We start from the raw sequence: 24,713 nt of genomic DNA, 5'->3' as shown, positions 1-24,713 counted from the left end.
GAAACCGGTGGGCGCGCACTGGTTAGGCGGCGGTGGGCGCTCGTGGCGCTGAGCACGTGCGCGGGGTTGCTCGCGCTCGTGATTTCGATCCTTGCCGCGATCACGCTCGGGCCAGCGGAGGTTTCGATGGTCAATGTCCGCGACATCCTGCTTAATCACGCAGGGCTAATGGAGATCCCAGTGCGACCCGCCAAGGACGCGATCGTGTGGGAGGAACGGCTCCCCCGCGCCCTAGTCGCCGCAGCATGCGGCGCTGGACTGGGTTTGTGCGGTGTCATCATGCAGTCCCTCCTCCGGAATCCGCTTGCCGACCCGTTCATCCTGGGGATCTCCTCCGGCGCGTCCACGGGTGCTGTCGTCGTTGGCGTGCTCGGCGTGGGCGGGATTGCACTCGGCTTGTCCGGCGGCGCTTTTGTCGGTTCGCTCGTCGCGTTCGGGCTGGTGTTGCTGCTTGCGCGCCTCTCGGGCGGCAGCAACGATCGCGTCATTCTCGCGGGGGTGGCCAGTACCCAACTGTTCTCGGCACTCACGTCGTTCGTCATCTTCGCGTTCGCCGACTCCGACGAGACCCGGGGCGTGATGTTCTGGCTCCTCGGTTCGCTCGAGGGTGTGCGCTGGAACGACGTGGTGCTGTGTTCCGTGATCGTCGTGCTGGGCACCGCCGTGTGCTTGCACTACGCGTATGTTCTCGACGCCTTTGCGTTCGGTGATGACGTCGCTGCATCTCTTGGTATTTCGGTCACGAAGATCCGGCTGCTGCTTCTCGTGGTTACCGCGCTCATCACCGCGACGCTTGTCAGCGTCGCCGGTGCCATTGGCTTCGTGGGGCTCGTACTCCCGCACGCGGCTCGATTTCTGGTCGGCTCCCGGCACAGTCGGCTGATTCCCGCAACGATTGTGATGGGGGCTGTCTTCATGGTGTGGGTGGACGCCATCTCCCGTGTGGCGTTCGCGCCCACGCCGCTGCCCGTGGGTGTTGGAACCGCCCTCGTGGGCGTCCCTGTGTTTATCGTCATCTTGTCCCGGCGGAGGAGGGCCCAGTGACACTGCACGCCGAAAATGTCACCTGGAATCGTGGCGGGTCTCTGGTTGTCGACGGCGTGACAGTCACGCCGGCACAAGGTGCGTCAGTAGGCCTGCTCGGACCCAATGGGTCCGGCAAGTCCTCACTCCTGCGTCTCCTCAACGGCGTCGTTAGCCCAACCACCGGAGTCGTGACACTCGACGGCAACGACCTAGCGACGTTGCGGCGCAAAGACATTGCCCGTGCGGTCGCAGTGGTGAGTCAGCAAGTGGACACGGAAGTCGACATTGCGGTCCGCGATGTTGTGCGTCTTGGACGAATCCCGCACCGCGGAACGTTCGGTGGTAACCCGGCTAGCGACGACGCTGCTGTGAGCGCCGCACTTGGGCACACGGGCCTCACTGCGAAGGCGGATCGGTTGTGGCACACGCTGTCCGGCGGTGAGAAGCAGCGGGTTCAGATCGCCCGTGCTCTCGCGCAGAACCCGCGTGAGCTGTTATTGGACGAGCCGACTAACCACCTCGACATCCACCATCAATTGGAGTTGCTCGCGCTCGTCAGTCGGCTGCCCGTCACGAGCGTCATTGCGCTGCACGACCTCAACCTTGCGGCCATGTTCTGTGACCATGTGGTCGTGCTCAAGGATGGGCGAGTTGTCGCCGGCGGCAAGCCCGCCGACGTCCTGACGTCTGAGTTGATCGCCGCCGTCTACAACGTCTGCGCCGAAGTTGTGGTCGACGAGGTCAAGGGACGACTGTCAATCCTGTTCGAACCGGGTCCCCTTCCCGTTCTGGCGCATTGAGGCTTCACGCGGGGCGGGGCTTTCGCCACCATTCGATCCTTTAGCCTCACGCAGCGCGGGGGACGAAAAGGCAATGATGCCAGCCGCCGTTGCCGCACCGACTGATGCCGCAATAGGCGCATACTCGCTCACTTCGTACAGCGCTGTGCCCGCGACCGGGCCGATAACAAAGGTGAGCCCGGTCGTCGCAGTGATCAAGCCAGCTACAGCGCCTGCCTGGCGTTCGCCGACCGCTAGCGTTGGCAGCACCGTGAAACCCGGAATAGCGAGCCCGAGGCCGAGCGCGAGAAACATGAAGGCTGCAGTGATAGACCATAGTTGCCCGGCTGCCAGCAGCAGCATGAACGACGCGACCACGATCGGTGTCCCGACGTGAACGAGCCGCAACGCGGGCCAGCTTAACCGCGGTACAAGCGCACCCTGCGTGGCGACGAGCACGACACCCGTCAGGAAGAGCGCGATTCCCACCGCGCCAGCGGTCTGTTCCGGGCCAAGTTGGAGGCGATCGGCAATCAGAAAGCCGATAACTACCTGGATCAGAGCTAGGGACAGGTATAAGAGAAACGCGATACTTAGTGCGGCGGACACTCTCGTGTCCCAGGGCCGGAGACGCTCGCGTGGCACTGTATCGGCCTGTCCGGCGCGTACGTCTGGGCGCACGCGGCCCGCCACCCACACACCGAGCAGCGCAAGGACGATTGGTGAAACGATAAGCGGTGCCATCAACGTAGCCACAGCGAGCGCGCCGCCCGCCGCAGGCCCCAGAACTAGCGAGAGACCCTGCGCGGCACCGACGTAGCCAATGGACTTGGTCCGCTGGACCTGATCCCGTGCGGACGCAGTGGCAGCCGCGATGGCGACCACTGGCAGTGCGGCGATTCCGGCCCCGAATAGCACGCTCCGCGTGACGAGCATGATGGTCAGCACCATCGTAGGCTCAAGACCCTGGTGGAGACCCGCGTACACAGCGGCCGCGAAACCCGCCAGCCCGATTGTGGCGCAGGATAATCCGCTCACAAGTACGGCCGTCGGTCCGGATGCGTCGAGCGCACGGCCCCAGAGCGGGCTAGATGCGGCGAGCGAGAGGGCCGAGACCGACACTACAAGGCCCATCTGGGTCTCAGTGAGAACCAGCGCACGCGCGAGCGGTGCAACGAGCGGAACCAACATCTGATGCGCCGTGAAACCGGCGAGCAGTACGATCAATAGCCGACGGAATGTGGGTGTCATAACAGATTTCTCCCTGCGTATGCGAGGCGGGCCCCTGAGTGTGGCGACGCTGCGAACGCGCCGTCAGCAAGAGTGAGCGTTCGCTGGGAATGGGATGCGACGGATTCATCGTGAGTGATGTGGATTACGGCCAGGTTCTCGCGCGCTTGCAAATCGCCAATGAGGGCGAGTACTTCTGCACGAGTGTCAGTGTCGAGCGCGGCGGTCACCTCGTCACAAATCAAAACGCTGGGCCTGGCGGCGAGCGCGCGAGCGAGGACGACTCGTTGCCGCTGCCCCCCGGATAATTCGCCCGGTAGCCGATTCCCGAATGAGCCCGGCAAAGCAACAGCGCCGAGAAGCCGGGTGATGTGTTCTTCTGTCGCCCGAACGCGGTGCAGTGTCCACAGCGGCCGGGCGAGTGCTGTCCGCACGCTTTGGTGTGGGTGAAGTGCCTCGGCGGGACTCTGCGAAACCATCTGTATCGCAACCTTGTGATCCCGGTCCCGATCCTGGATGCGCCACGGAACGGGTTCGCCATCGGACAACCTCAAGACGCCCTCGAAGGGCACATGGAAGCCTGCGATGCACCGCGCAAACGTTGTCTTACCGCTGCCTGAACGGCCGAGAAGCGCGACGCTCTCGCCCTTTCTGACGGAAATTGATTGCCGCGCGAAGAGTGGCTCACCGCGCTGATGGCGCGCCGATATACCGCTAACTGTCAGTACGACGGGTTGGTGCCCGTCCCTTGGGGGCGGGGCCGGCACCGACCGAGGTAGTGGGCCCCGACTTGCGCTGACCCTGCCTGCGCAGACCTGATATCGACGGTCGGCAATCAGGTTCACGGCGTCGTGGTCATGGCTGATGAGAACCAGCGCGACCCCAGAGTCGCGTACCTCCCGTAGGAGGTTGAGTATGCCTCGCGTTGTCGCGGGATCGAGTGCGGTGAGCGGCTCGTCCAGCACGAGAACCTCAGGTTCGGCGGCGAGTGCGGCAGCGATGAGGATGCGCTGCTGCTGGCCGCCTGACAATTGGTGTGGATACCTGCGGGCTAATTCGGTCGGCAAGCCGACCCTGTCGAGCATGGACGCTACGGATTGCTTTCGTTTGCGACGCGGCGGACGGTGACGCAGCGCCTCCAGGAGGGTGGTGCGCACACGAACGTACGGATTCAGTGCCGGGCCCGGGTCCTGTGGCACGTACCCAACAGTTCTGCCGCGCAGCCAGCTTGGCGGTTCCGGCAGTACATCCGCACCGCGGACCAACACGCGTCCGCCGCTTACACGCAGGCCTGGAGACGTGTGTCCGAGCGTCGCAAGCGCAATAGTGGACTTCCCCGAACCGGATGGCCCCGTGAGTGCCACGCATTCGCCCGGACCGACAGCAAAGGTGACGTCGCTGATGATCGGCCCATCAGATGACGTGATGGTCAGGCCCCGCAGCTCTATGATGTGGCTCATGCGAGCACGCCCCGAGCGTCGTGTAACACTCGGTCAGCGATCAGATTGACCGCTACGGTGATCACCGCTATAGCGCTGACTGGTGCGATGAGAGCCCACGGCTGAAGCGCAGCGCCTGGCAGCGTATCTGCGATGAGCCTGCCCCAATTGTCGGGCCCGGCAGTTACTCCCAGGAACCCGGCAGCAGTGACAACATAGATGGCTGCCACAAAGCGGATGCCAAGATCAGCCGCCACGGTGCCGGCGATAAGCGGCAAGACTTCACGCCCCGCCAGCCAGTACCACTTCTCCCCCCGCGCGACCGCGCTCTCGACGTGGGTGCGTCCCGCAGTCTGGACCGCGGCCGCGCGGATCACACGGGCTGACAATGGTGCCGTGATAACGACGACCGCGAGTATCAGACCCGCCCGATCCGGCATCGCGGTCAGCACGAGCAGCAACAGGACTATCGGCGGTACTGCGGCCACTGCGTCAACCGGGCGCATGAGGAATGCCTCGAGCCACCGCCGCCCAGTCAGCGACAGCGCGGCGGTCAGTCCAATGGCAGCCCCCGTGACAGTTCCCCCGAGGGCGGCAAGGACACTGGTCGCTATCACCGACGATCCGCCGTGCAACATTCGAGAGGTGATATCACGCCCGAGATGGTCGGTTCCGAGAAGTCCGGCCTCGCCCGGCGGGCTGTATGCGGGCCCTACGGTGACGTCCGGCGCGTGCGGCGCCAGCATAGGGCCTGCGAGAATAAACAGCGAACCCGCAGTGACTAGTGCCAATGCAACATATCGAGCTTTCACGTGGCGAGTTCCGTTCGAAGACGCGGTGTCATGAGGACGACCGCGATATCACCCAGTGTGAGGGCGGCGAGCATTACGGCGGCGAGGATCAGTGTCAGCCCCTGCACAACTGGCAGGTCACCCGTCACTGTCGCGTGCACGAGCGTGTCACCGACACCTGGGTAGCTGAACACACGCTCAACGAGGACCGCGCCGCCCACGAGCGCCACTCCAGTAAGAAGCCAGACCTGAATGGCGGTGGGCAGCACAGCAGGAAGCACTCCACTGCGGAGGATTCGCCACTCGCGCGCACCACACAGTCTCATGTATTCGACACTGCGTGACTGGTACGCGGCCACCGAGTTTCCCCTGATCACGCGCGTCGCGTAGGCCAGACCCACAAGGAACAGCGTGGCAACGGGCAGTACCAGCGCCGCGGGGTGCTGCATCGGCGAACTGCCCGCCGGGATGAGCGAGACCGGCGGAAACAGCGGCCATGCGATAGCGAACACCACGATGAGTCCTGTAGCGATCAGAAACTCAGGCAGTGAAACCAGCACGAGGGCGGAGGCTGAGATACCGCGGTCCGCGCCGGAGTTTCGGTGCCGGGCGGCGAGCACGCCTAGCGCCAGGGACGTCGGCATAAGCAGCAGCATCGCCAGACCAGCCAGCAGGAGCGAGTTACCAATGCGATCGGCAATGATGTCGGTAACCGCGGTACCGGTAATCGAATGGCCCAGGTTGCCTTGGGCCAAGCCATACGCCCACTCGCCATACCTGACGAGAACAGGCTGATCGAGGCCCAGTGCTGATCTTGCCGCGTCAATCTGCTCGGCGGAGGCGGTTGGCCCCAGTCTTGCCACAACCGGGTCTCCGGGCAGGGCATGCACGCCCGCGAACACCGCGATGCTCAACATTGCCAAAAGGCCAAGATTGAGCGCGGCACGCCGCAGCAGCAGGAGACAAATCATGGGACCGTCCTAGATGCGTAGCCACCTACTTCAAAGTGACAACGGTTTCCAATAGAGTGGCGTTCAGTGTAGGCCGCGAAGCACTTGCGGTCTAGCTTGAACTATGTTCAAGTCATTAGGGTACCCTACTAAGGATGGCGAATGGTCATGAAAAGACGTGATGCGCTGAGGCTCGCCGGGCTGACGCTCGGTGCTGCTGGCACGACGGCGCTCCTCACCGCATGCGGAGCGTCACCGTCTGCGGGCAATGGGCGGGGCCCAAACGATGCGTCCGAGGCAACCCGCGGAGCATTCCGTGCGGTTTTCACGGGCGGCGGAGCCGGCGAAACCCTCGATCCCTACGCCACGGCAGCACCTGCCGACTTCGTCCGCAACGACGTCGTATACGAGAATCTGTTTTTTCTTGGCGAGGGCGAAACGCTGCCCGGCCTGGCGCGTGATGTCGTCGTCAGTCCCGGCGCGCGTGGCTTCATCCTCAATCTCCGCGACGATGTTCGCTGGCATGACGGAAGTGCGTTCACGGCGGCAGACGTCAAATACAGCTTCGAGTACATGAGTTCCCCTGAGCGTCTGTACCCCAGCGAACTCCAGGCTTACTTCGATATGGCGGGCATCGAGATCCGCAGCGAACACAGCGTGTGGGTACCCACATTGCAGCCCCTCGGCGATCCCGCGACGATGCTTGCTGCGTTTCCCGCGAAGATGGTGAAAGACGGCTCCGGCGCATTCACCACAGAAACTGCGATTGGAACGGGACCGTTCCGCGTGACGGCCTTTGCTGCGGGCAGGGAAACAGTGCTTACCCGTTTTGACGAATACTGGGGCGGTTCCGCGCCAAGCCAAGAACTCCGCATCCTGAGTGTCACCGACCCGCAAGCGAAGGTCAATTCGATCATTTCGGGACAGGCCGACTACACCAGTGACATACCGTATACAACTGCGCGAGCTGGCATCTCGGCGGCCGATATCGAGCTCGACACTGCAGGATCCCGCCACAGAACGTCCATGGGGTTTGTGCTCAACACCACGCGTCCCCCCTTTGACGACCCCCGTGTGCGCCGGGCCGCAAAACTTGCCCTCGATAGACAAACGCTCGTCGACACAGTCTTCCTGGGCTACGGCATACCCGGCAACGACCTCGTGAGCGCTGGTGCCCCGTACTTCTCGGACCGGGACCCGCTGCCTCGCAATCTCGACGAGGCGCGCAAACTCGTGCGTGCGGCCGGCGCCGCGAACGCACCGGTGACTATTCGCACCGCTGAATGGGAAAGCGGCTTTAATGCGAGTAGCGAACTCGCCTGTGAACAATGGCGGGAGATCGGGCTGGAGGCACGGCCTCAAATCGTGGGGCTCGCTGAGTTCTACGAGTCGGAGGGCCTTGCGGCGGCGAATGGTGTTGCATTCTCCGCGCCCTCCGCGCCTCTCGCCGTGTTATATGGCCGCCTCAATGCGCATGATCCCGCGATGGCCTTCGACGACGCTGAATACTGTGACGCGCTGGCGGCCGCGATGGCGGCCACGGACGACGCTGAGCGCCAGCGTCACTGGAACATGGTGCAAGACCGGATGTTCACGGACGGGAACACGGTCATTTGGGGTCTCGCTGACACGCTCAGCTTGGCGCGCTCCGGCGTGCAGGGACTTGAGACTCGAGGCCACGCCAAGTACCCCTACCTAGGAGAAGCTCACCATGCCTGATTCTGGGAATCGCTCTGGGTCGAGTGTCATCACACCCGGAGCGCTAGCCAAGTTGATGCACCCGGTCCGGCGCTCGCTCATCGCGGGCGGCGTTCTGGCTGCGCTATCTGCCGTTGCATCGATGATCCCGTTCATCGCGGTTGCCGAAATTGGACGAGCGCTGATCACGCACGGCATCCAGGACGCCAGTGCAGTGTGGGCGTGGGCAATAGTCGGTGTCGCAGCAGCGTTAGCCCGGCTGCTCTTATACGGGACCGCGACGCAGATGTGTCACTACGCGGACGCTGAGTTCCGTTATGTGACGCGGGCGCGGCTGTCACGACACCTGGGAGCGCTGCCGCTCGGCTGGTTCCGCAGAAACGGTTCCGCGACCGTCGCGAAGGCGGTCTCGCAGGACGTCAAACGAATGCACGTGATTATCGCGCACACCATTGGTGACGTGACCTCCGCGGTCATAGCCCCACTCACTGCAGTGGTCTACATGGCGATCATCGACTGGCGTTTCACGCTCCTGGTCGTCGGCTATGTGATCGCCGTCTTTCTGGCCGTGATGCCCATGATGCAACGCGTCTACGCACTCTACATGGACGATTACGACCGGGCGCTTTCCGAACTCGCAGATGCGACAGTCGAACTCGCCGACGGCATTGAGGTCGTTAAGACATACGGTGAACGCAGCCATGGGATGAAGCGATTCGACCGAGCCGCTGACCAGCTCACCACAATCGGACTGCTGTGGATGTCGGCAACCGGACGTGGCATCAACGCGATGAACTTCCTCTTCTCCCCAGCGATGCTCATCGTCTGGATCACCGCCGTGGGTATGACATTCGTATCGATGGGCTGGATGAGCGTCGCCGACGTGCTCCCGTTCCTCGCCGTCGGTGTTGGTTTACCGACCGGAATACTGCTGCTCGGCCAGCTCTTGGGGGCAATCCGGACGGCCAAGGTTGCCGCGACAAGCGTCGACCGCGTGCTTTCTGAACCGTCACTGCCTGTGGCCGCTAACCCGAAACTGCTCAGTGGATACGGCGTTCACTTCGACGACGTGACGTTCGGGTACGACGAAGGTGCCACCGTACTCCGGAATATCAGCTTACGGTTGGAACCGGGGACGGTCACCGCGCTTGTTGGGCCGTCCGGTTCTGGGAAATCGACTGTTGCCGCGCTGATTCCGCGGTTCTGGGACGTCACAGCGGGCGCAATTCGCATCGGCGGGAACGACATTCGCGAAATCGCTCCGGCTGAGCTTCTCGCCAAGATAGCGACGGTTTTCCAGGACGTCGTTCTTCTGCGCGAAACGATCAGAGACAACATCCGGCTCGGACGGCCATCGGCTAGCCATGCTGAGGTCGAAGCCGCGGCACGAGCTGCGAACATCCATGAGCGCATCATTGAACTGCCCGGAGCGTATGACACCCTCCTCGGAGATCAGGCCGTGCTTTCAGGCGGCGAGAAGCAACGGCTGACGATAGCTCGTGCGTTACTGCAAGACGCCCCGATCGTCATCCTCGATGAGGCCACTGCACACGCCGACCCCGAAAACGAAACCAAGATCCAGGAAGCACTTTCCGTGCTGGCACGCGGCCGCACCGTCCTCGTGATCGCGCACCGGCTGCGCACGATCAGTGAGGCCGACCAGATCGTGGTGCTGCATGACGGCACCGTCACTGAATCGGGCACCCACGTCGACTTGCTGCGAGCTGATGGACTTTACGCGCACCTGTGGCGCGCACAGGAAGAAGGTGTACCAGCATGATCGGCCAGACGGAACGAATCTTGGGTGGGTCCACTGGCTTACGGGGGCAGGTTGCGGGTTACGCCATCGCGGGTGTCGCGCAGGGCATCGTGTTCGCTGCGCTCATCCCCCTTCTCGGCGCACTGATCGACGGCCAAACTGGACGTGCCTGGTCGTGGTTCGCGTTCGCTGCGGGCGGCGCGGTCGTGTCCGGTATCGCGCTCATGGTGACCTCGCACAAAGGCTATTACGTCGGGATCGAACGCGTGACCGATGCCTTGATGCGCCGCATCGCCAATCATGTCGTGCAACTCCCCCTAGGCTGGTTCAATGCCCGCCGCGCCGGAGAACTCTCATCCGTAATGTCGACGTCGCTGCAAAACGCCATGAACGTTCCCGTGGCGTTCTTGCAGCAACTAGTGATCGCAGTCACGACACCCGTAACAGTCGTTTTAGTGCTACTTTTCGTTGACTGGCGTCTTTCTCTGGCGATGGCAGCTGTCGGCCCGCTGGCGTGGCTACTGTATCGGCGGGTTCAGCGCCGCACAGCGCCGGAGCATGCTGCGGAAGGTGCCGCCCACGCAACTGTCACCGCGCGCATCGTTGAGTTCGCGCAGGCACAAGCTGTACTGCGAGCCTCAGGACGCACCGAAGAAGGCTGGACGACACTCGCGCGTGAACTTGACGCCGACCGGGCGGCCACGCGCCGCAGTCTCAATCGAGCCCAGCGCCCGCTCGCGGATTACATGCTGCTGATCGAAGCCGGATTAGCCGTCGTTGTCATGTTGGCGGTATACCTCGTTCTCGGCGGACAAATCGGTGTTGCGGAGACTGTTGGTGCTCTTCTTCTTGCTGTCCGGTTTACCGAGCCCCTGACACACGTCGCCGCCTACGGCAACGGCATTCAGCTCGCACGTGCCGCGCTCGACGAAGTCAGCGAAATACTGGATGCGAAACCGCTGCCCGAGCCCCATCGTCCGCAGCAGCCCAGTGACGGAAGTATCGAGTTCCGCGACGTCAGCTTTGGTTATGACGCCACCCTGGTCCTGCGCAATGTTTCTTTCACGTGTGAACCCGGAGGCCTCACGGCGCTCATCGGCCCGTCTGGATCTGGCAAATCGACGGTGCTTCGGTTGATTGCCCGTTTCTGGGACGTTTCCGATGGGTCTGTCGCTGTTGGGGGCCATGACGTTCGCGACATACCAGCCGAGACGTTGATGCGGCAGATCGCCATGGTTTTTCAGGACGTGTATCTCTTTGATGGCACGATCACGGACAACATTCGCATGGGCAACCCCACCGCATCTGACGCGGACATCGCTGCTGTGGTGACCCGGGCCCGCCTTGATGAGGTGGTCCAACGCCTGCCAGATGGGTTAGATACCCGTGTGGGAGAGGGTGGTTCACGCTTATCGGGTGGTGAGCGACAGCGCGTGTCGATCGCGCGCGCACTGTTGAAGAACACTCCTATCGTCCTGCTAGACGAGGCGACGGCGGCGCTCGATGCCGACAACGAGGCGGCAGTCACAGCGGCGCTGGCCGAACTGGCACGCGAACGTACTGTCGTCGTTATCGCGCACCGGCTCCCGACGATAATGGCGGCCGACCAGATCATCGTGCTGGAGCGTGGTGAGGTACTCGATGCTGGTTCCCACGAGGCTCTGCTCGAACGCAACGATCTCTATCGGCGGCTTTGGCAGCAGCGGCGCGACGCCGCTGGCTGGCGGATTACGCATGGCGAGGCAGATGCGAGGACGCTACGTTGAAAGCGGCGCCACACCATCGAGTGCACGCTCGAGCGTAAACGTGAAGAACTCGTCGAAGTACCGCGAGGCGCCGTCTGGCTGCTGTCCGATTTCATGCACCAGGCGGCCCATTTCCGCTAGACCGGGAAGATCCGCGCGGTCCCGGTACGAGCTGAAAACCTCGCTGCTGCGCAACCGGACTTCCGCGGCGGCATCGCGGTCATCCTGATGCGCAATGAAGAGGCAGACCTGAGTCAGCAGGTGGTTGTAGACGAGGACGCTGTGATCCCCAAAGCCTCCCGCGCGCAGCTTACTGACGCCTTGATCGATGATGGCCAGCGCTGAGGGCACGGTCGGCCCGTGCACCGCGAGCCTGCGCGCGACTCCCGGATACCTCCGCAATACCCTGCGCATGTCGGTGAGCAGTTCCGCGAACCACGCGCGCCATGCTAGATCGTCGCTGGGAACGTGAACCTGCGCGACAACGCGTTCGAGTACTTCCGCCACGACGGCTTCACGGTCGCCCACATGGTGGTAGATAACCGCCGGATAAGCGTTCAGTACCGCGGCAAGCTGGCGAAGCGTCCAGTCCTCGACACCAGTCTCCGCCGTTAATGTGCATGCTGCGTCGACAATCAGGGCTGATGTTATCGCTGGCAGACCTGCTGCCGGACGCGAGCGCCGTTTCCGCCCGCTGTTCGCCTGAACCATACCTCTCACGCTACCGCTCGATTGGTGCGTCGCCAGCGCCTCATAACCGGTGTAACCGCGCACCCGAGGTTCGTTATGCACCCCTGATCCCATTGAGGAGCAGCCAGAAGACCCCAATACCGACCACGGCCATGGTGACACCGGCTAGCACGCCAATGCCGATCCGCCGGATAGTGGAAGCGCCGGGCCCCGCGAGGGGCAGTAGCGCACCCACGAGCGCACCGACGATCGCCATCGCCACTAGCTGAACCGGGACGATCCAGTTCTCCGACCGCTCCCCATCGGCGAAGTACGCCGTGAGCGGCAGGCTGACAATACCGAGAACGAGGAGAAGCACCACCGCCGGTAGTCGCCGCATGCACCAACCTTAAATGACTACGGCGCCGCGAAAGCTCCGATGCCCGGTATCGAGGGCTGCCCGGCAGTTGGGCTATATGCGGATCCCGTGATACTCACGGCGAACACAACCGGCCCTGTACCGATGTTCGCCGTGGCCTCCACTGGTGTCGCTTCCAGGAAGTTCTCGCACGGCTTCACCATCACGGATCCCGCGCCACCGGTGGCGAGGTTGAGGTAGTCGATGCGCACCAGGCTGCCGGCCATCGTTGTCGCACAGACTTCCGGCCTGGTTGGTGCGGCGAAGGTGACGACTCCAGGTTCATTGCTTGTCGCAGTCACGCGAACAGCGCTGACGCCGGGTACAACGAGCCCGGAAACAACGAATCCGTGGGCCGGTATCTGAAGTGTGGTGACGTCAGTCCCGGAGGCAGCAGGTGGTTCCGCGGTGGCGATGGCGGTGCTTGCGGTCAACGACGCCATCGCGACCACGCCGGCAATGACAGAGACGCGGGCCAAACTCATATGTCCCCCAGGGTGATTTCGGTGTCTGCTGGCGAAATCGACGTTACTTGACCGCACGCCATGGAGATGGGCGTTCTCAACGATTAGTGCGCTCAGGCCAGCATGCGCAACGCGGTATCTAACTGCCGCACGAGTTCCCCAGCGCGCCGACCGCCGGGAGGAGCTTGCGGATACCGGGAGAGCACTCTCGCGACTGTGGGGCTCGCCCACGATGTTGCCTCTCGAACGAAGGCAGCGCCCACCATCCAGTCGCCACCCGAATCCAGTTCACAAGCGTGAGCTGCGTACGCTGCCGAGCCGAGGATGTGGATGACTTGAGTAGGTCGCGCAAGCGGGTGGAGAAACGCCGCACCGCCCGCGTGACCAGCGGCGCGAGCCGCTTCGCCGGCCACGTCGAGGCCCATCTCGTTCGCGGCCCGCGCCGCCCGGTGTGCGCCGAGCGCAGCCGCCCGGAGGCGCTGTGTTCGCTTACCTCCGGAGGCAGACATGCGTGCCTCAGCGAGCACGGCAGACGGTCGCCGGTCGCCCGGAACATCGCGGTCAAAAATCGCGAGTGCGGGCTCCGCGCAGGTCAGCGCGTACGCGGTGACTTCCCGCAACTCGGCCATGCTGAGTTCAATTGTCATCACCGTACGGGCTGACGCGTCATCGCCCACAGGTTAGGTCCGTCGCCAAGTTGCATGGTCCCCCGGACTGCGAAGCCGTATTTCTCGTACCACCCGACGTTATCTGGGTTCGTCGTCTCGAGGTGCACTGGCAGTTGCGAAGCGTTCGCCGTCTCACCGATGCGTGTGAGGAGCGAGGAACCGTAGCCGTGCCCGTGAGACTGTGGCTCAACACCAAGGGTATTGAGGTACACGTAACGTTCACCCGCTGGGGCAAGCTCGTCAACACTTGCCAAACCTCCGAAGACGGCGTCAGCTCGGTCGCTGCCGAGGACCGTAGCCAAATATCCCCGTAGTGATGGAAGTGTCTGCGCGCGCGGATACGGCTCATCACGTGCGGACACGCGCGTCAGCGCCACACCAGCGAGGGAGTCCGGATCCTCCGCTGACGCTACCGTTTCGACGCTCCCAAACTCCGAATAAAACTCCGTGAGCAAACCGAAGAATAGAGCGCTCGAATCGAGCCGAATCGCTTCCTGAGGAAACATCCAGGCGAACATGGGATCGTGGAAAAACGCCCGGGCAAGTAACGAGCGAACCTCTGGCACGTCAACCATCACGCGACCCCTCTAGATATCTGGATCATTTGAGCATATTCGTGACTCCCGCGCGATGGTCGCACTAACTATCCCAGGTTACGCAGTATCGCTTGTGCAGTGCGCGCGACGGGCGGATCCGCATCGTGCGTCAGTACTGAAAGAGCCTGCACTGCTGCAACCCCCGGAATCTCCGCTAACGCCTGCGCCAGCCTCAGCCGGATCCGAGGGTCGGAGTCCGAGCCGAGCCGTTCAACAAGTTCCGCTACGACCCGCGCGGACGTTTCAGGAATGTGCGCGAGCCGCCCCAGGGCTTCAGCGGCCTCGACATCGCGAACCCCGTCGGCGACCATGTCGATCAGCGTCGAAGCAGCTGCCCGCTCGCCGCGGGCGGCGAGGGCCAAAGCCGCGCGCCCGCGCACGGACGTATCCGGATCTTTGAGTGCGCCGGTCAGCAGAGCTGTCGTTTCGGGTCCGTCCACCGCAGCAATTGACGCTATCGCACGCAGCCGTACCTCAGCGTCGGGCGCCGCTAATCCCCGCGCGACGAATGCCACAGTGTCGCTCCCGGCTCGGGCCAGGGCCCATTGCAGTGCACTGGCCACATTGGGATCATTTTCAGCGAGCATCGCGTCCGCCAACACGTCGGCTGGAAGTGTCGCGTCGTCCGACAGCGCAGCTCGCAGCCGCAGTGCGGCGTGTTCTGAATCGAGTGCATGCAGCATCCGGACGATGCGCAGTACATCGCGCCAGTCGGTGGGTGCGGACGAATTGACTCTCTGCAGTTGTACGAGCAATTCGTTGTCGCGCTCGATGCGCTCCTGAGTCTGGTGGATGAGTGTGCCGACGAGAGCTGCCGGAGTGAAATCGGGATCGTCTAGCGCGCGGCGGATTTGCGGGAGCGACAAGCCCAGCGACCGAAGGCTTTCAACGTGGAATATCCGCTGGATATCATCGGGAGAGTACTCTCGATAGCCACCCGAGGTGCGGCCAGTTGGCTGCACAAGCCCAAGTTTGTCGTAGTGTCGCAGCATCCGGGCGCTCACCCCGGAGCGCCGCGACACTTCCCCGATCAGCATCCTGCATCCCCGACTGGCGGCGGGCCAATAGCGATGCGCGTGGCGTGTTTGATCGCGACGGCGAACTCGCCATCGGGATCGCGCAACAGCCGCTCGGTGGCGATCGCGTGTGCGCGTACTCGGGGGTTATGGTGCGCTGCCGCGGCATTCAGGATCGAGGGCACCGTCTCCCCCAGCGCAATAAGCGCACGACTAAGACTAAGCTGCGTGTCCCGATCGCCGCGGCCCAGTTCCGTGGCAAGTTCAGCCGCCAGCGCGGCTTCCCGTCCCCGCGGCACCAGAGCGACGGCGGCACGCCACGCGCTGCGAGCAACCTCATCGTCGGAATCGTGCATCAGGTCCGAGGATATCGCTGCGAACGAGCCTTGGTCACCAATTTTCGAGAGGCTATGCAGAGCCTGGCTCCGAGCCTGAGCGAGCTCGGATCTGAGCTCCGCGATGAGCCTTGGCACGGTGATCTCGCGGGGCTGCCGTGTCAGCGCCCAGGTCAGCATGTCTCGGACGAAGAAGTCCGGTTCGATCGCGCACCGCTCGACAAGCTGTTCGACAAACTCTGGTTCAGGATTCGAACCAGCGGCGAGTGCCGCCTGCAGGCGTGTCGATGGCTGTGAATGTGCCAGCGCAGCGCTGATGCGCGTCTCCGTTGTGCTGTGGCGAGTCGTGTTCATGGCGGCCACCTCCTCTGTGCCAGTCAAAACCTTGTCAGTGTGTCAAGGTCAAGCAGCGACGGGTGTGCAATCCTCGGAAGGTGGCAACCGAGCGCGACGAAGCGGCACCCGGCGTTCTGCCGGTGCTCGTCACGGAGCTGGCCATCGAAGACGGCCAGATCACTCCCCCGCAGCGGGGTGAACTGGCGACGTTTCCGCTGATTTTCACCGAAGATCCAGACGGTGCTGACGCTGCTTGCGTGCGTGTACGCGCGGTAGCCGAACCACTTCACTCGGGCCGGCCAACGCTGCAGGGCACACAATCCGGCGGTGATGACCGGTCGAAATGGACTATCTTGCTGCGGGGGCCCAGGTGGACTGCGGTATGGCATTCGCCGCGCCCAGTGGTCGGAAACGTCGTCCTCAATGGCCGCTTCCATGGCGTGCTTAAGTACGAATCCGTCGGTGAAGTCCATGGCAGAGTCACCCGGGTACGTTCGGCTGCCATGACGTACCGGCTGATCTCAGACGCCAGGTGGGAGCCCGTAAGCGGCACTGAAAGCTACGCTGACATTAAAAGCTCCCCGCGGTGGTTCAACGCCGACTTTCGCAGCGCCGCAGCAGATGCCGCCGTCGGTACTGAGCTCGTCAGGGAGGACGGCGTTCTCGTTGACGTCGACCTCAACAATGTTCCGCACCGGTCGGCACGGCCCGCGATCGTGCCCGGCGACGTGTCCGCCTGCGGGGACAGCCTCTGGATAGTCGATGCGAAGCTCCCGCTCCTCGTGCACCGCGCGGGTCCGGGGCGGCTGCGCAACCGCACCTTCCCCGGGCAAATCCTCACCGAGCCCTCCCGATATGTGTGGGCTGTTTCCGATGGATGCTGGACTGGTGGTCCAGATGGCCTCTTCAGGTGTCAGCAAAACAGCCCGGCCTCGCAGGTGTCGTCTGAGTACGTCGTCGCAGGGGAAGTCGCAGGTGACATTCTTTGTGTTGTGACGTCGCAGAACGATGCGGGAACGATCATGCTGGCCGGACCTGATTCGTCGGTGCTGCTCACTGCGGAGTGCCCGCCCGGGCGGCTGGAGTCGATGGCCGCAACCCGTCACGGTGAATTCTTGCTCCTTTTTCGCGAGCATTCGGGAACGCGCGGTTTCCGCGGAACCGGCCGCATCGTGCGGATCAGCGTGACGGACGGCATGCTCCCCGGCCCGCCACTCGAGAACCGTTTCGTGAGCCACTTTCCCTTCATCACGACCGATCCACCCCGAGTGATCGACTCCCCCAACGTCTTCGCCATCACACCCGACCTCACCGTCAGTGCGGAGCAGATGCTCGGCGGACGGTTACTTTCAGGCCAGCAATCCGCCGGCAGTATCTGGATCGTGTGCCACCCACCCGATGGGAGGGGGCGCGGCGGCTGGTGGCCGCTGCGCCCCGATCCTGACTACCCGAGAAGCCCCCAGTATTGGCTGCTTACACGGCTGAATCCGCATACGCTGCTCCCGGAAATCACTGTGCCTGTCCATCATCCGTGTCCGCGGCTCACTGCCACCGCTGACGGTCAGGTCTGGCTCGTGGCACGCGGATTACGGCGGCTGCCAGACGCGAGCATGCAGCCACCGCCACTCGTCGATCTGGGTGAGGCATTCGGAGCAGGTCACGAGTGACCGCTGGTCATCGCATCGCGACCGTATCCCCTGCAGCTTCGTGCGCATTCTTCGGCCCATGCCGCCAGACGGCTGGCGCCAGTCTGAGGCCCGACGTCAGACCATTGTTTATCGACTTCTTCAGAGTTGCCGCGGTGCGGCCTTTGAGTGCGAAGTCCTTGGCCGTGTCGTCGCGGTTGACGAACTGCAGAATTCCGGCCTTGCTGCCAATGCTGACGCAGTGCCCCACGTATCCGAGCGAAAATGGTTTCGGCTCTGCACCATTGATGACAGCGAGAACATTGTTCGCACTGTGGGCACCCATTGGGTTCGCAGTCGCACATGCCATGCGCAAGTGTTCAGACACCTCCGCTGGCGGGATCCCCGCATCCCCGATCGCGAAAACCGCGGGGTCGTCGAGGGACCGAAGGTATTCGTCAGTACGTATCCGGCCGAGGTGATCGACTGTGAAGCCGCTGCGCTGTGCGAGTTCAGGCGCACGGAATCCGGCGGCGAGGACGGTCACCGCGCTGGGCACCCTTTCGTCGCCGTCACCAGCCTCCAGGCTGCCCGGATGGATACGCCGGACACGATGCCCCTCGTGGATTGTGACGCCGAGGCGGCGCATCGTGTGGTTGATGTACTCACGGCTTGCCGCCGGGTACGGCGACGCAACCGGTTCGTCTGAGTAGAGATGCACGTTCAGCGCCTTATGGGCCTCGGCGATTTCGGTAACAGTCTCGATCGCAGTGAGGCCGCCGCCGATGACGTTGACGCGCTCGGCCGGCTGCAGACTCGCCAATTTCCGCTGCAGGCTGGACGCGCTGTCGAACTCGCTGACCGCAAAGGCGTGCTCGCTGCCAGGAATGTTTCGGGCAGCACGCGATCCGACAGCGAACATCAGGTAGTCGAATGGCACCTCTCTGCCGTCGCTGCACACCACGGTATGGCCCTCGATTGAGCGAGCCTCAGCGACCATAACCTCTGCGCGCCTGTGCAGGACGGTCTTGAGAGGCACACTGGCTTGGTGCGTTCCCGCCGCAAGTTGGTGCAGTCGCACGCGTTCGACGAACTGGTCTCGCGGATTGATGACGGTGACCCGCACGTTCTTCGGAGCCTTCTTCGAAATGCGGTTCGCCGCGAAGACGCCGGCGTAGCCGGCTCCGAGTATGACGATGTTGATCTGCCGTGTCGTTGTCATGACGCCTCCTTTTTGGGTTCTCGTCATGAAGACACCTCGATAGCCGGAAATGTGACACCCCGCCATCCCTGGTGGGCGTACCGTCTTCTTAGTGCACACACCGGGAGGTGGCGGCGTGCGGTCTTCAGCGGGCTGGTTCGTCAACTGGGTTCGGTCCACGTCCTACCTCAAGAAGTGGATTGTGCTGGGCACTGCGATCGGTATGATCGCTGGCCTCGGTGCTGCGCTTTTTCTGACGATGCTGATGGGGGCGTCTCATTTGCTGCTCGAGACGATCGGCGGCTATTCGCCTCCGAGTGCTGCGGGGGAAGGCGGTGGTGCGGGGACCGGTGTGACTCGTCCCTGGGCTTTGCCGCTTATCGTCGGACTCGGCGGGCTTGTCGCCGGGTTTATCGTGTACCGCTGGGCTCCCGAAGCTGAAGGCCACGGCACCGACGCCGCCATCGAAGCGGTGAACAAGGATCCGCGCATGATTCGCGGCCGTGTCGTGGTGATAAAGCTGATCGCCTCCGCGATCACCATTGGGTCTGGCGGATCCGCAGGCCGCGAGGGCCCAACCGCCCAGATCTCCGCAGGTTTTGGCTCGCTGCTGGCCCGTCGGCTCGATCTTTCGCCCGCCGACGGGCGGATTGCAGTCGCCATCGGTATTGGGTCTGGCATCGGTGCGATCTTCGGTGCCCCACTGGGCGGGGCGGTTCTCTGCGGAGCGATCGTCTACAAGAATGATTTCGAATTCGACGCGATCGTGCCGGGCCTGTTCGCTTCGATTGTGAGCTACGCCGTATACGGGACCTTTTTCGGGTTTGAACCCTTATTCGGGTATGTGGGTGCCGAGTATCGATTGGATGATCCACTGCACCTCATCTGGTACGCGCTGATAGGTGTGTTCGCGGGGCTTCTCGGCATCCTCTACGCTCGCAGCTTCTACTTCACGGTGGCAGTGACGAAGCGGCTGCCTGGCGCACGAGCACTCAGACCAGCCGTCGGGGGTGTGCTGGTCGGCCTTATGGCCATTGCGATCCCGCAAGTCCTCGGCAGCGGGTACGGCTGGGTGCAGCAGGGTCTGTCCCGGGAGGCTCTCCTCGCCCTCCCACTGTGGATTGTGCTGGTGCTTCCGGTAGCGAAGATCGTCGCGACGTCGCTGACCGTCGGTACCGGCGGTTCCGGTGGAGTATTCGGGCCGGGTCTCGTGATTGGTGCGTTTACCGGGGCCGCGTTGTGGCGGCTGCTCGAACCAATCGCACCCGGAGTGCCGGACAGCCCCGCACCGTTCGTGATCGTCGGCATGATGGCCTGCTTCGGCTCGATTGGCCGAGTACCGCTCGCCGTCATGCTCATGGTCGCAGAAATGACGGGTGGAATCACGATTCTTGCCCCGGCGATGGCTGCTGTCGCGGTCGCGTACTTCATCGTCCGCAGCAGTGGCGACACCATCTACCGCTCACAGGCCGAAAACCGCGAGGCGGCACAGCGGATGCGCGCCAGCTCAGATGAGCCACGCGATCAGCGCGACGATGCCCACCGTCAGAAGGGCGAGTAGCGCCACCGTGAACGCGATGACGAGCACGATCAGCCAGAACACTCTCCGCCGGATCTGAGCTCGCGTCAATTGTGGGTCTGTCACATGCCGGTCAAGAAGCGCGATATTCCGATTGTTCGCCTTGAACCACACGTCGAAAACCGACCCCAGTATGGGGACCGCACCAAAAATGGCGTCGACCGCGACGTTGAACAGCATCAGCGCGAGTGTCGAGCCGCGCGCTCCGAAGCGCACCGCCTGGATAACGATGCCCGCGCTGATCACCATGGCGACCGCGTCTCCGCCGCCAGGTACCAAGCCGAGTATCGGGTCGACACCGAACGTTTGTTTCGTGCCGGGAATCCGGAACCGCGAGTCCATCAGGTTCGCGAACCGTCGGATCTGCCTGCGCCGGTGTTCGACGAGATCGGCAGGCTGCTGCTGAATGGTCACGCCTCAGTATGCCGCGCGAGCTACCGCACGCCCGAATCCATCTGCGCAGGTCACACAGAACCCCTGATTTTGGGCCGTTTTGTGTGACCTGCGCAGATGGATTCGGAGGGGGTCCGGGCATTACGGCTGCGCTGGGCGAAACGGCGGTACGCCCGCCGGTTCGCGCGCGCCAGCAGGCGCGGCAGGTTCCTTTCGCATCACCGCGATGGTGAGAAGCATGCTGACACCGACAAGCGCCACCGAGATAAACAGGCTGCTGCTCAAAGCCGCGACGAACGCCTCTCGCACAACTTCGATCGCTTCTGCCTCATTGACACCGACAGTTCGCGCGAGTTCTGCTCGCGCACGCGGCGTATCGGCCAGCAGTCCCGTGAGATTACGCGCCTGCGCCTCGGTGACAGTCACCCCGTGACCAGCTAACAGCGAAACCACCCGGTTTGCCTGCAACTCGTTGAACAGCGCACCGGTGATCGCGACGCCCATCGTCGCGCCGAGCCCGCTGAGGGTGACGAGCAGTCCGGAAGCCGCACCCGCACGTTCGGGGTTCACAGCATTCATGGCGGCCAGGTTCATCGGCGTCAATGCCAGGCCCGTGCCAAAACCGATGATCGCCGTCGGCAACCACAGCTGCGACACCGTCGTCTCGGTGGTCAACCGTGTCATCAGGAAGATCCCCAGGGACATCAGACCAAGACCCACAACGATCGGCGGGCGTGGACCGACTTTCGCGGCGATCTTCCCGCCGAGCGGTGAACCGAGCACCATCAGCCCTGTCAGGGGCAGAAGCACGACGCCGGTGAAGATCGCCGAGTAACCGACCATTTGCTGGAAAAACAACGGCAAGAAGAACAGCAGCGCACCGAGCGAGAAGTCGAGCGCGAAAATGACGACCAGCGAACCTGTGAAGTTCCGCCGCCTCAGAAGGCTGAAATCGATGACCGGAAACGGAACGCGAAGTTCGACAAAGACGAATAGTCCCGCTGCCACAGCGGAAAGCACGAACAGCGCCACAGTCGAGGGCGCCCCAAACCCCCAGCTTGGTCCCTGAATGAGAGCCAGACTCAGCACGGACAGCATGAACACTGATATTGCCGCCCCGAAATAGTCGATACGTCGCGGCGCATCTGGATCCCGCGACTCTGGGGTCGCAATGATGACGGTGACGAGGATCGCGGTTCCAATGAGGATGCAGACCACGAAGATTGCCCGCCACCCGAGCAGTTCGATCAGCACCCCGCCGATCAGAATGCCCACTCCCGACACAAGCTCCGTAGCCCCGCCCCACATGCCGATCGCAAGTGCACGTTCGGCGTCAAAAAAGACGTCGGTGATGACGGACATCGACGACGGGATCATGGCGGCGGCACCTGCTCCGGATATCGCGATGCACGCGATGAGCATTGGTGCGTCCACCGAAATCGCGGCCAGCGCGGAACCGCCGACGAACGCCCCAGTGCCGGCAATGAGTACCTTTCTGCGCCCGAATACATCGGCCACGCGTCCTGAAACAATCATCAATGCGGCGTAGGGAATGAGGAACGCGGTGACCGTCCATTGCAGTGCTTCGAGCGAAGTGCCGAATTCGTTGTGTATCGAAGCGAGGGCGACCACGATTGCTGCGGTGGGGAGCTGCGCGATCCCGGCCGCCCCCACAGTGGCTGCGAGAGTCCGCCGGTTGCCGGTGTGAGACGCGTGCATGCTGAACTCGATTCATCCGACTGGCACAGAATCCATGGTCGCACGTGGCGCGGTTACCCACGGCAAAACTGCAGGCGCCAACATTTTCCGAATATGTGCGAATTCAGGACGTAACCTGTCCGCTACAGGGGGCAGGATGAGATCAGCAGTTCATCAACGAGGAAGGTTTTGAGAATGAGTGCGCCTGATCGTTACATTCCTGGAGTGCCGTGCTGGGCCGATACGAATCAGCCAGATCCTGCCGCCGCGGCCCAATTTTACAGCAAGCTATTCGGTTGGCAATGCGAGGACGTGATGCCGCCTGACGCTGAATCGACGTACCTCATCGGTCGCCTGAGCGGCGGTGATGTTGCAGCGATCACGGGGTTCCCGGACGACGGCTTGAAAAAGCCTGTGTGGAATACGTATGTCTGGGTCGAGAGCGCCGACGCGACCGCGGCCAAGGTGAAAGACAGCGGTGGCACCGTCTTGATGGGCCCGTGGGATGTCCTCGATCAGGGCCGCATGGCAGTATGCGCCGACCCTGAAGGTGCGACGTTCATGGTGTGGGAGCCTCGCGCGCACCGTGGTTCTGCCGTCGTGAATGAGCCAGGCAGCGTGAACTTCAACGATCTCTACACCCGCGACCCTGAGAAGGCGAAGCAGTTCTACGGAGCAGTCTTCGGATGGGATGTTCTTGACCTCGGCCCCGGCGGTCAGATGTGGAGCCTCCCGGGCTATGGAGATCACCTCGAACTGCTCAATCCCGGCACAAACGCGGCGATGGCGGAGATGGGCGCGCCCGCGGGGTTCCAAAATGTGGTCGCCAGCTTGACCGCCATCGCTGCTGATGACGCTGACACGCAACCACACTGGGGAATCACCTTCGGCGTCGCTGACGCCGACGCTACGGCAGCGAAGGCCGTCGAGCTCGGCGGCACAATCATCCTGCCGCCCACCGACGCCCCCTGGGTGCGGATGTCGGTGTTGCGAGACCCCGCTGGAGCGGTGTTCGGCGCCAACCAGTTCGTCCCTGAAAATACCTGATGTCTAAGGCGTTCGACGTTCGTCCAGCTGTTGTCTTCGATGATGTGCGTGCACTTGTCGGGCCAAAACGTCCCGACGCGAATGTGTGCTGGTGCCTGAGTTACCGAGTGCCCTCGAAGCTCAACAACGAGCTGCGCGGACCGGCGCGCGGAGCGTACGTCGAGGGACTCATGCGCAATGGTCCTCCCCCGGGCGTCCTCGCCTACGACGGCGACACCCCCGTGGGCTGGGCAGCGGTCGCTCCGCGCGCCGACACCGCATTCGCCCGCAATCGGAAGATTCCGCACGTAGATGACTTGCCCGTGTGGTCGCTCTGGTGCATCCGCGTCCGGCCGGGCCACCGCGGGCACGGCGTTTCACACGCGCTGATTGCCGGCGCAGCAGATTACGCTCGTCAGAGCGGCGCGCCGGCAATCGAAGCATATCCACTGGACAATCGAGGCGAGAAGGTAGACCTGACGATGGCGTATCCCGGACTCCGAAAGAACTTCGAGGCCGCGGGATTCACCCACGTCGCCGACACGGACTCCGTCCTGAGCGGCTTTCCCCGCGTGCTGATGCGGCTCAGCCTAAGCTGACACCGCCACTGAATTGCCAACGTAGTCAGCGCTTTCCGCAGCCGCGGCGATGGCAGAGGCGACGGTTGCCCGGGGTACTGACCATGACGCCACCTCGCCGGAGGAGGAAACGTGGGGAGCCCCGCTCGATGGGTTATCGTTCAGGTGGACGGGCTGGACGACAACCCAGTCGAGCCCACTCGATCGCACCATTGCCTCCTGTTTCTCATGGTCCGCGATCTGCGGCTTGATGAGCAGGGCGAAGAAGAGCCGATCGAGCCAGCGCAGCTTTCGCGCCGTATCTCCCACCCCGTATGAGCTCTGCACAATCAGTTTAGAAACGCCATGAGCGCGCATCGCCTCGATCAGATTGCGTGTCCCGATCGAGCGTACTTCCAGCACAGAGTGTTTCGGGCCGAGTAAACGCACTCTCATCGGGTTCTCGCTAATCCCTAAGGTAACGACAACCGCGTCCTGACCCTTCACCGCGTCACGCACAAACGCTGAATCAGTAACGTCGCCATCGACCGCCCGAAATGCGCCATTGGAGCCCGCAGCAGTGAGATCGCTAGCGTGCCGAGCAAGTGCAGTGACCGAATGGCCCCGTGCCAGCAATTCAGCCACGACCGCACGTCCTGAGCCGCCGGTGGCACCAGCTACCAGAATGTTCATGATGATCTTCCTCCATAGTCTT

Annotated in this window: 24 protein-coding genes; 9 read left to right on the top strand and 15 right to left on the bottom strand. The window is 63.1% G+C overall.

Annotated features, from left to right (window positions below; genetic code table 11):
• Positions 1 to 42: 42 nt before the first annotated feature.
• Positions 43 to 1,044, top strand: a complete 1,002-nt coding sequence (locus tag ONR57_RS12170; RefSeq protein ID WP_265123757.1) for an iron chelate uptake ABC transporter family permease subunit — start codon at positions 43 to 45, stop codon at positions 1,042 to 1,044.
• Entirely contained in the window at positions 1,041 to 1,826 is a 786-nt protein-coding gene (locus tag ONR57_RS12165) for an ABC transporter ATP-binding protein (RefSeq protein ID WP_265123724.1), read from the top strand. Before ONR57_RS12170 ends, ONR57_RS12165 begins: the two co-directional genes overlap by 4 nt.
• On the opposite strand, the gene ONR57_RS12160 is transcribed toward ONR57_RS12165, so the two are convergent.
• Genes ONR57_RS12160 through ONR57_RS12145 form a run of 4 tightly spaced genes read right to left on the bottom strand, consistent with a single transcriptional unit; the run spans position 1,782 to position 6,236 of the window.
• Positions 1,782 to 3,056 (bottom strand): MFS transporter, encoded by a 1,275-nt coding sequence (locus ONR57_RS12160; RefSeq protein ID WP_265123722.1) that lies wholly within the window; start codon positions 3,054 to 3,056, stop codon positions 1,782 to 1,784. The two genes, ONR57_RS12165 and ONR57_RS12160, sit on opposite strands and share 45 nt — an antisense overlap.
• Entirely contained in the window at positions 3,053 to 4,495 is a 1,443-nt protein-coding gene (locus ONR57_RS12155) for an ABC transporter ATP-binding protein (RefSeq protein WP_265123720.1), read from the bottom strand. Before ONR57_RS12155 ends, ONR57_RS12160 begins: the two co-directional genes overlap by 4 nt.
• A complete protein-coding gene (locus tag ONR57_RS12150) occupies positions 4,492 to 5,286 on the bottom strand; it encodes an ABC transporter permease (protein WP_265123718.1) in 795 nt (264 codons plus the stop codon). The genes ONR57_RS12155 and ONR57_RS12150 overlap by 4 nt, the downstream gene beginning before the upstream one ends.
• Positions 5,283 to 6,236, bottom strand: coding sequence for an ABC transporter permease (locus ONR57_RS12145; protein ID WP_265123716.1), 954 nt, complete (start codon positions 6,234 to 6,236; stop codon positions 5,283 to 5,285). The genes ONR57_RS12150 and ONR57_RS12145 overlap by 4 nt, the downstream gene beginning before the upstream one ends.
• 147 nt (positions 6,237 to 6,383) lie before the next feature.
• Between ONR57_RS12145 and ONR57_RS12140 the strand changes: the two genes are divergently transcribed.
• Genes ONR57_RS12140 through ONR57_RS12130 form a run of 3 tightly spaced genes read left to right on the top strand, consistent with a single transcriptional unit; the run spans position 6,384 to position 11,438 of the window.
• Complete coding sequence (locus tag ONR57_RS12140; RefSeq protein WP_265123714.1) at positions 6,384 to 7,934, top strand: ABC transporter substrate-binding protein; 1,551 nt, start codon at positions 6,384 to 6,386, stop codon at positions 7,932 to 7,934.
• Positions 7,927 to 9,693, top strand: coding sequence for an ABC transporter ATP-binding protein (locus ONR57_RS12135; RefSeq protein ID WP_265123712.1), 1,767 nt, complete (start codon positions 7,927 to 7,929; stop codon positions 9,691 to 9,693). Before ONR57_RS12140 ends, ONR57_RS12135 begins: the two co-directional genes overlap by 8 nt.
• Positions 9,690 to 11,438 carry an ABC transporter ATP-binding protein gene (locus ONR57_RS12130; protein ID WP_265123710.1) on the top strand — a complete coding sequence of 583 codons (1,749 nt, stop codon included), beginning with the start codon at positions 9,690 to 9,692 and terminating at the stop codon, positions 11,436 to 11,438. Before ONR57_RS12135 ends, ONR57_RS12130 begins: the two co-directional genes overlap by 4 nt.
• Here ONR57_RS12130 and ONR57_RS12125 read toward each other — a convergent pair.
• The 7 genes from ONR57_RS12125 to ONR57_RS12095 form a co-directional block, all read right to left on the bottom strand.
• Positions 11,430 to 12,128: a TetR/AcrR family transcriptional regulator gene (locus tag ONR57_RS12125; RefSeq protein ID WP_265123708.1), complete on the bottom strand. Its 699-nt coding sequence runs from the start codon at positions 12,126 to 12,128 to the stop codon at positions 11,430 to 11,432. The genes ONR57_RS12130 and ONR57_RS12125 overlap by 9 nt on opposite strands.
• Positions 12,129 to 12,201: 73 nt before the next feature.
• Entirely contained in the window at positions 12,202 to 12,486 is a 285-nt protein-coding gene (locus ONR57_RS12120) for a hypothetical protein (protein WP_265123706.1), read from the bottom strand.
• A gap of 17 nt (positions 12,487 to 12,503) precedes the next feature.
• Positions 12,504 to 12,989, bottom strand: a complete 486-nt coding sequence (locus ONR57_RS12115; RefSeq protein WP_265123704.1) for a hypothetical protein — start codon at positions 12,987 to 12,989, stop codon at positions 12,504 to 12,506.
• A 92-nt stretch (positions 12,990 to 13,081) separates the two neighbouring features.
• Positions 13,082 to 13,615, bottom strand: coding sequence for a putative immunity protein (locus ONR57_RS12110; protein ID WP_265123702.1), 534 nt, complete (start codon positions 13,613 to 13,615; stop codon positions 13,082 to 13,084).
• Positions 13,615 to 14,211: an N-acetyltransferase gene (locus ONR57_RS12105; protein WP_265123700.1), complete on the bottom strand. Its 597-nt coding sequence runs from the start codon at positions 14,209 to 14,211 to the stop codon at positions 13,615 to 13,617. The genes ONR57_RS12110 and ONR57_RS12105 overlap by 1 nt, the downstream gene beginning before the upstream one ends.
• Positions 14,212 to 14,279: 68 nt before the next feature.
• Positions 14,280 to 15,269 (bottom strand): HEAT repeat domain-containing protein, encoded by a 990-nt coding sequence (locus tag ONR57_RS12100; RefSeq protein ID WP_265123699.1) that lies wholly within the window; start codon positions 15,267 to 15,269, stop codon positions 14,280 to 14,282.
• Positions 15,263 to 15,937 (bottom strand): HEAT repeat domain-containing protein, encoded by a 675-nt coding sequence (locus tag ONR57_RS12095; protein WP_265123698.1) that lies wholly within the window; start codon positions 15,935 to 15,937, stop codon positions 15,263 to 15,265. The genes ONR57_RS12100 and ONR57_RS12095 overlap by 7 nt, the downstream gene beginning before the upstream one ends.
• An 80-nt stretch (positions 15,938 to 16,017) precedes the next feature.
• Here ONR57_RS12095 and ONR57_RS12090 point away from each other — a divergent pair, with 80 nt between their 5' ends.
• Entirely contained in the window at positions 16,018 to 17,586 is a 1,569-nt protein-coding gene (locus ONR57_RS12090; RefSeq protein WP_265123697.1) for a hypothetical protein, read from the top strand.
• 7 nt (positions 17,587 to 17,593) lie between these two features.
• Here the strand turns inward: ONR57_RS12090 and ONR57_RS12085 are convergent, their stop codons facing one another.
• The gene (locus tag ONR57_RS12085; RefSeq protein WP_265123696.1) at positions 17,594 to 18,766 is read right to left on the bottom strand and encodes an NAD(P)/FAD-dependent oxidoreductase; all 1,173 of its coding nucleotides are present in this window, start codon (positions 18,764 to 18,766) and stop codon (positions 17,594 to 17,596) included.
• Positions 18,767 to 18,881: 115 nt separating this feature from the next.
• On the opposite strand from ONR57_RS12085, the gene ONR57_RS12080 reads away from it, so the two are divergent.
• Positions 18,882 to 20,306 carry a chloride channel protein gene (locus ONR57_RS12080; RefSeq protein WP_265123694.1) on the top strand — a complete coding sequence of 475 codons (1,425 nt, stop codon included), beginning with the start codon at positions 18,882 to 18,884 and terminating at the stop codon, positions 20,304 to 20,306.
• On the opposite strand, the gene ONR57_RS12075 is transcribed toward ONR57_RS12080, so the two are convergent.
• Positions 20,253 to 20,738 carry a DUF4112 domain-containing protein gene (locus tag ONR57_RS12075; protein WP_265123692.1) on the bottom strand — a complete coding sequence of 162 codons (486 nt, stop codon included), beginning with the start codon at positions 20,736 to 20,738 and terminating at the stop codon, positions 20,253 to 20,255. The genes ONR57_RS12080 and ONR57_RS12075 overlap by 54 nt on opposite strands.
• A gap of 120 nt (positions 20,739 to 20,858) precedes the next feature.
• Complete coding sequence (locus ONR57_RS12070; RefSeq protein ID WP_265123690.1) at positions 20,859 to 22,436, bottom strand: MFS transporter; 1,578 nt, start codon at positions 22,434 to 22,436, stop codon at positions 20,859 to 20,861.
• 174 nt (positions 22,437 to 22,610) lie between these two features.
• On the opposite strand from ONR57_RS12070, the gene ONR57_RS12065 reads away from it, so the two are divergent.
• Both ONR57_RS12065 and ONR57_RS12060 read left to right on the top strand, forming a co-directional pair.
• Entirely contained in the window at positions 22,611 to 23,462 is an 852-nt protein-coding gene (locus ONR57_RS12065) for a VOC family protein (RefSeq protein ID WP_265123689.1), read from the top strand.
• Positions 23,462 to 24,040 carry a GNAT family N-acetyltransferase gene (locus ONR57_RS12060; protein ID WP_265123688.1) on the top strand — a complete coding sequence of 193 codons (579 nt, stop codon included), beginning with the start codon at positions 23,462 to 23,464 and terminating at the stop codon, positions 24,038 to 24,040. The genes ONR57_RS12065 and ONR57_RS12060 overlap by 1 nt, the downstream gene beginning before the upstream one ends.
• Here ONR57_RS12060 and ONR57_RS12055 read toward each other — a convergent pair.
• Positions 24,032 to 24,691, bottom strand: coding sequence for an NAD(P)-dependent oxidoreductase (locus ONR57_RS12055; protein WP_265123687.1), 660 nt, complete (start codon positions 24,689 to 24,691; stop codon positions 24,032 to 24,034). The two genes, ONR57_RS12060 and ONR57_RS12055, sit on opposite strands and share 9 nt — an antisense overlap.
• Between the last annotated feature and the right edge of the window lie 22 nt (positions 24,692 to 24,713).

It is taken from the genome of Hoyosella sp. YIM 151337 (assembly GCF_026041215.1).
Lineage (GTDB): Bacteria > Actinomycetota > Actinomycetes > Mycobacteriales > Mycobacteriaceae > Hoyosella.
Note: the sequence above shows the minus strand (reverse complement) of the source record. Positions and strands in the feature narration are given on the sequence as shown.

What these genes read in the sequence shown, in the direction of transcription:
- ONR57_RS12110 (WP_265123702.1), bottom strand. Translation starts at nt 13,615, where the DNA reads ATGACAATTGAACTCAGCATGGCCGAGTTGCGGGAAGTCACCGCGTAC.
- ONR57_RS12130 (WP_265123710.1), top strand. Translation starts at nt 9,690, where the DNA reads ATGATCGGCCAGACGGAACGAATCTTGGGTGGGTCCACTGGCTTACGG.
- ONR57_RS12145 (WP_265123716.1), bottom strand. Translation starts at nt 6,236, where the DNA reads ATGATTTGTCTCCTGCTGCTGCGGCGTGCCGCGCTCAATCTTGGCCTT.
- ONR57_RS12135 (WP_265123712.1), top strand. Translation starts at nt 7,927, where the DNA reads ATGCCTGATTCTGGGAATCGCTCTGGGTCGAGTGTCATCACACCCGGA.
- ONR57_RS12095 (WP_265123698.1), bottom strand. Translation starts at nt 15,937, where the DNA reads ATGAACACGACTCGCCACAGCACAACGGAGACGCGCATCAGCGCTGCG.
- ONR57_RS12160 (WP_265123722.1), bottom strand. Translation starts at nt 3,056, where the DNA reads ATGACACCCACATTCCGTCGGCTATTGATCGTACTGCTCGCCGGTTTC.
- ONR57_RS12100 (WP_265123699.1), bottom strand. Translation starts at nt 15,269, where the DNA reads ATGCTGATCGGGGAAGTGTCGCGGCGCTCCGGGGTGAGCGCCCGGATG.
- ONR57_RS12155 (WP_265123720.1), bottom strand. Translation starts at nt 4,495, where the DNA reads ATGAGCCACATCATAGAGCTGCGGGGCCTGACCATCACGTCATCTGAT.
- ONR57_RS12125 (WP_265123708.1), bottom strand. Translation starts at nt 12,128, where the DNA reads ATGGTTCAGGCGAACAGCGGGCGGAAACGGCGCTCGCGTCCGGCAGCA.
- ONR57_RS12055 (WP_265123687.1), bottom strand. Translation starts at nt 24,691, where the DNA reads ATGAACATTCTGGTAGCTGGTGCCACCGGCGGCTCAGGACGTGCGGTC.
- ONR57_RS12070 (WP_265123690.1), bottom strand. Translation starts at nt 22,436, where the DNA reads ATGCACGCGTCTCACACCGGCAACCGGCGGACTCTCGCAGCCACTGTG.
- ONR57_RS12085 (WP_265123696.1), bottom strand. Translation starts at nt 18,766, where the DNA reads ATGACAACGACACGGCAGATCAACATCGTCATACTCGGAGCCGGCTAC.
- ONR57_RS12140 (WP_265123714.1), top strand. Translation starts at nt 6,384, where the DNA reads ATGAAAAGACGTGATGCGCTGAGGCTCGCCGGGCTGACGCTCGGTGCT.
- ONR57_RS12105 (WP_265123700.1), bottom strand. Translation starts at nt 14,211, where the DNA reads ATGGTTGACGTGCCAGAGGTTCGCTCGTTACTTGCCCGGGCGTTTTTC.
- ONR57_RS12120 (WP_265123706.1), bottom strand. Translation starts at nt 12,486, where the DNA reads ATGCGGCGACTACCGGCGGTGGTGCTTCTCCTCGTTCTCGGTATTGTC.
- ONR57_RS12115 (WP_265123704.1), bottom strand. Translation starts at nt 12,989, where the DNA reads ATGAGTTTGGCCCGCGTCTCTGTCATTGCCGGCGTGGTCGCGATGGCG.
- ONR57_RS12060 (WP_265123688.1), top strand. Translation starts at nt 23,462, where the DNA reads ATGTCTAAGGCGTTCGACGTTCGTCCAGCTGTTGTCTTCGATGATGTG.
- ONR57_RS12065 (WP_265123689.1), top strand. Translation starts at nt 22,611, where the DNA reads ATGAGTGCGCCTGATCGTTACATTCCTGGAGTGCCGTGCTGGGCCGAT.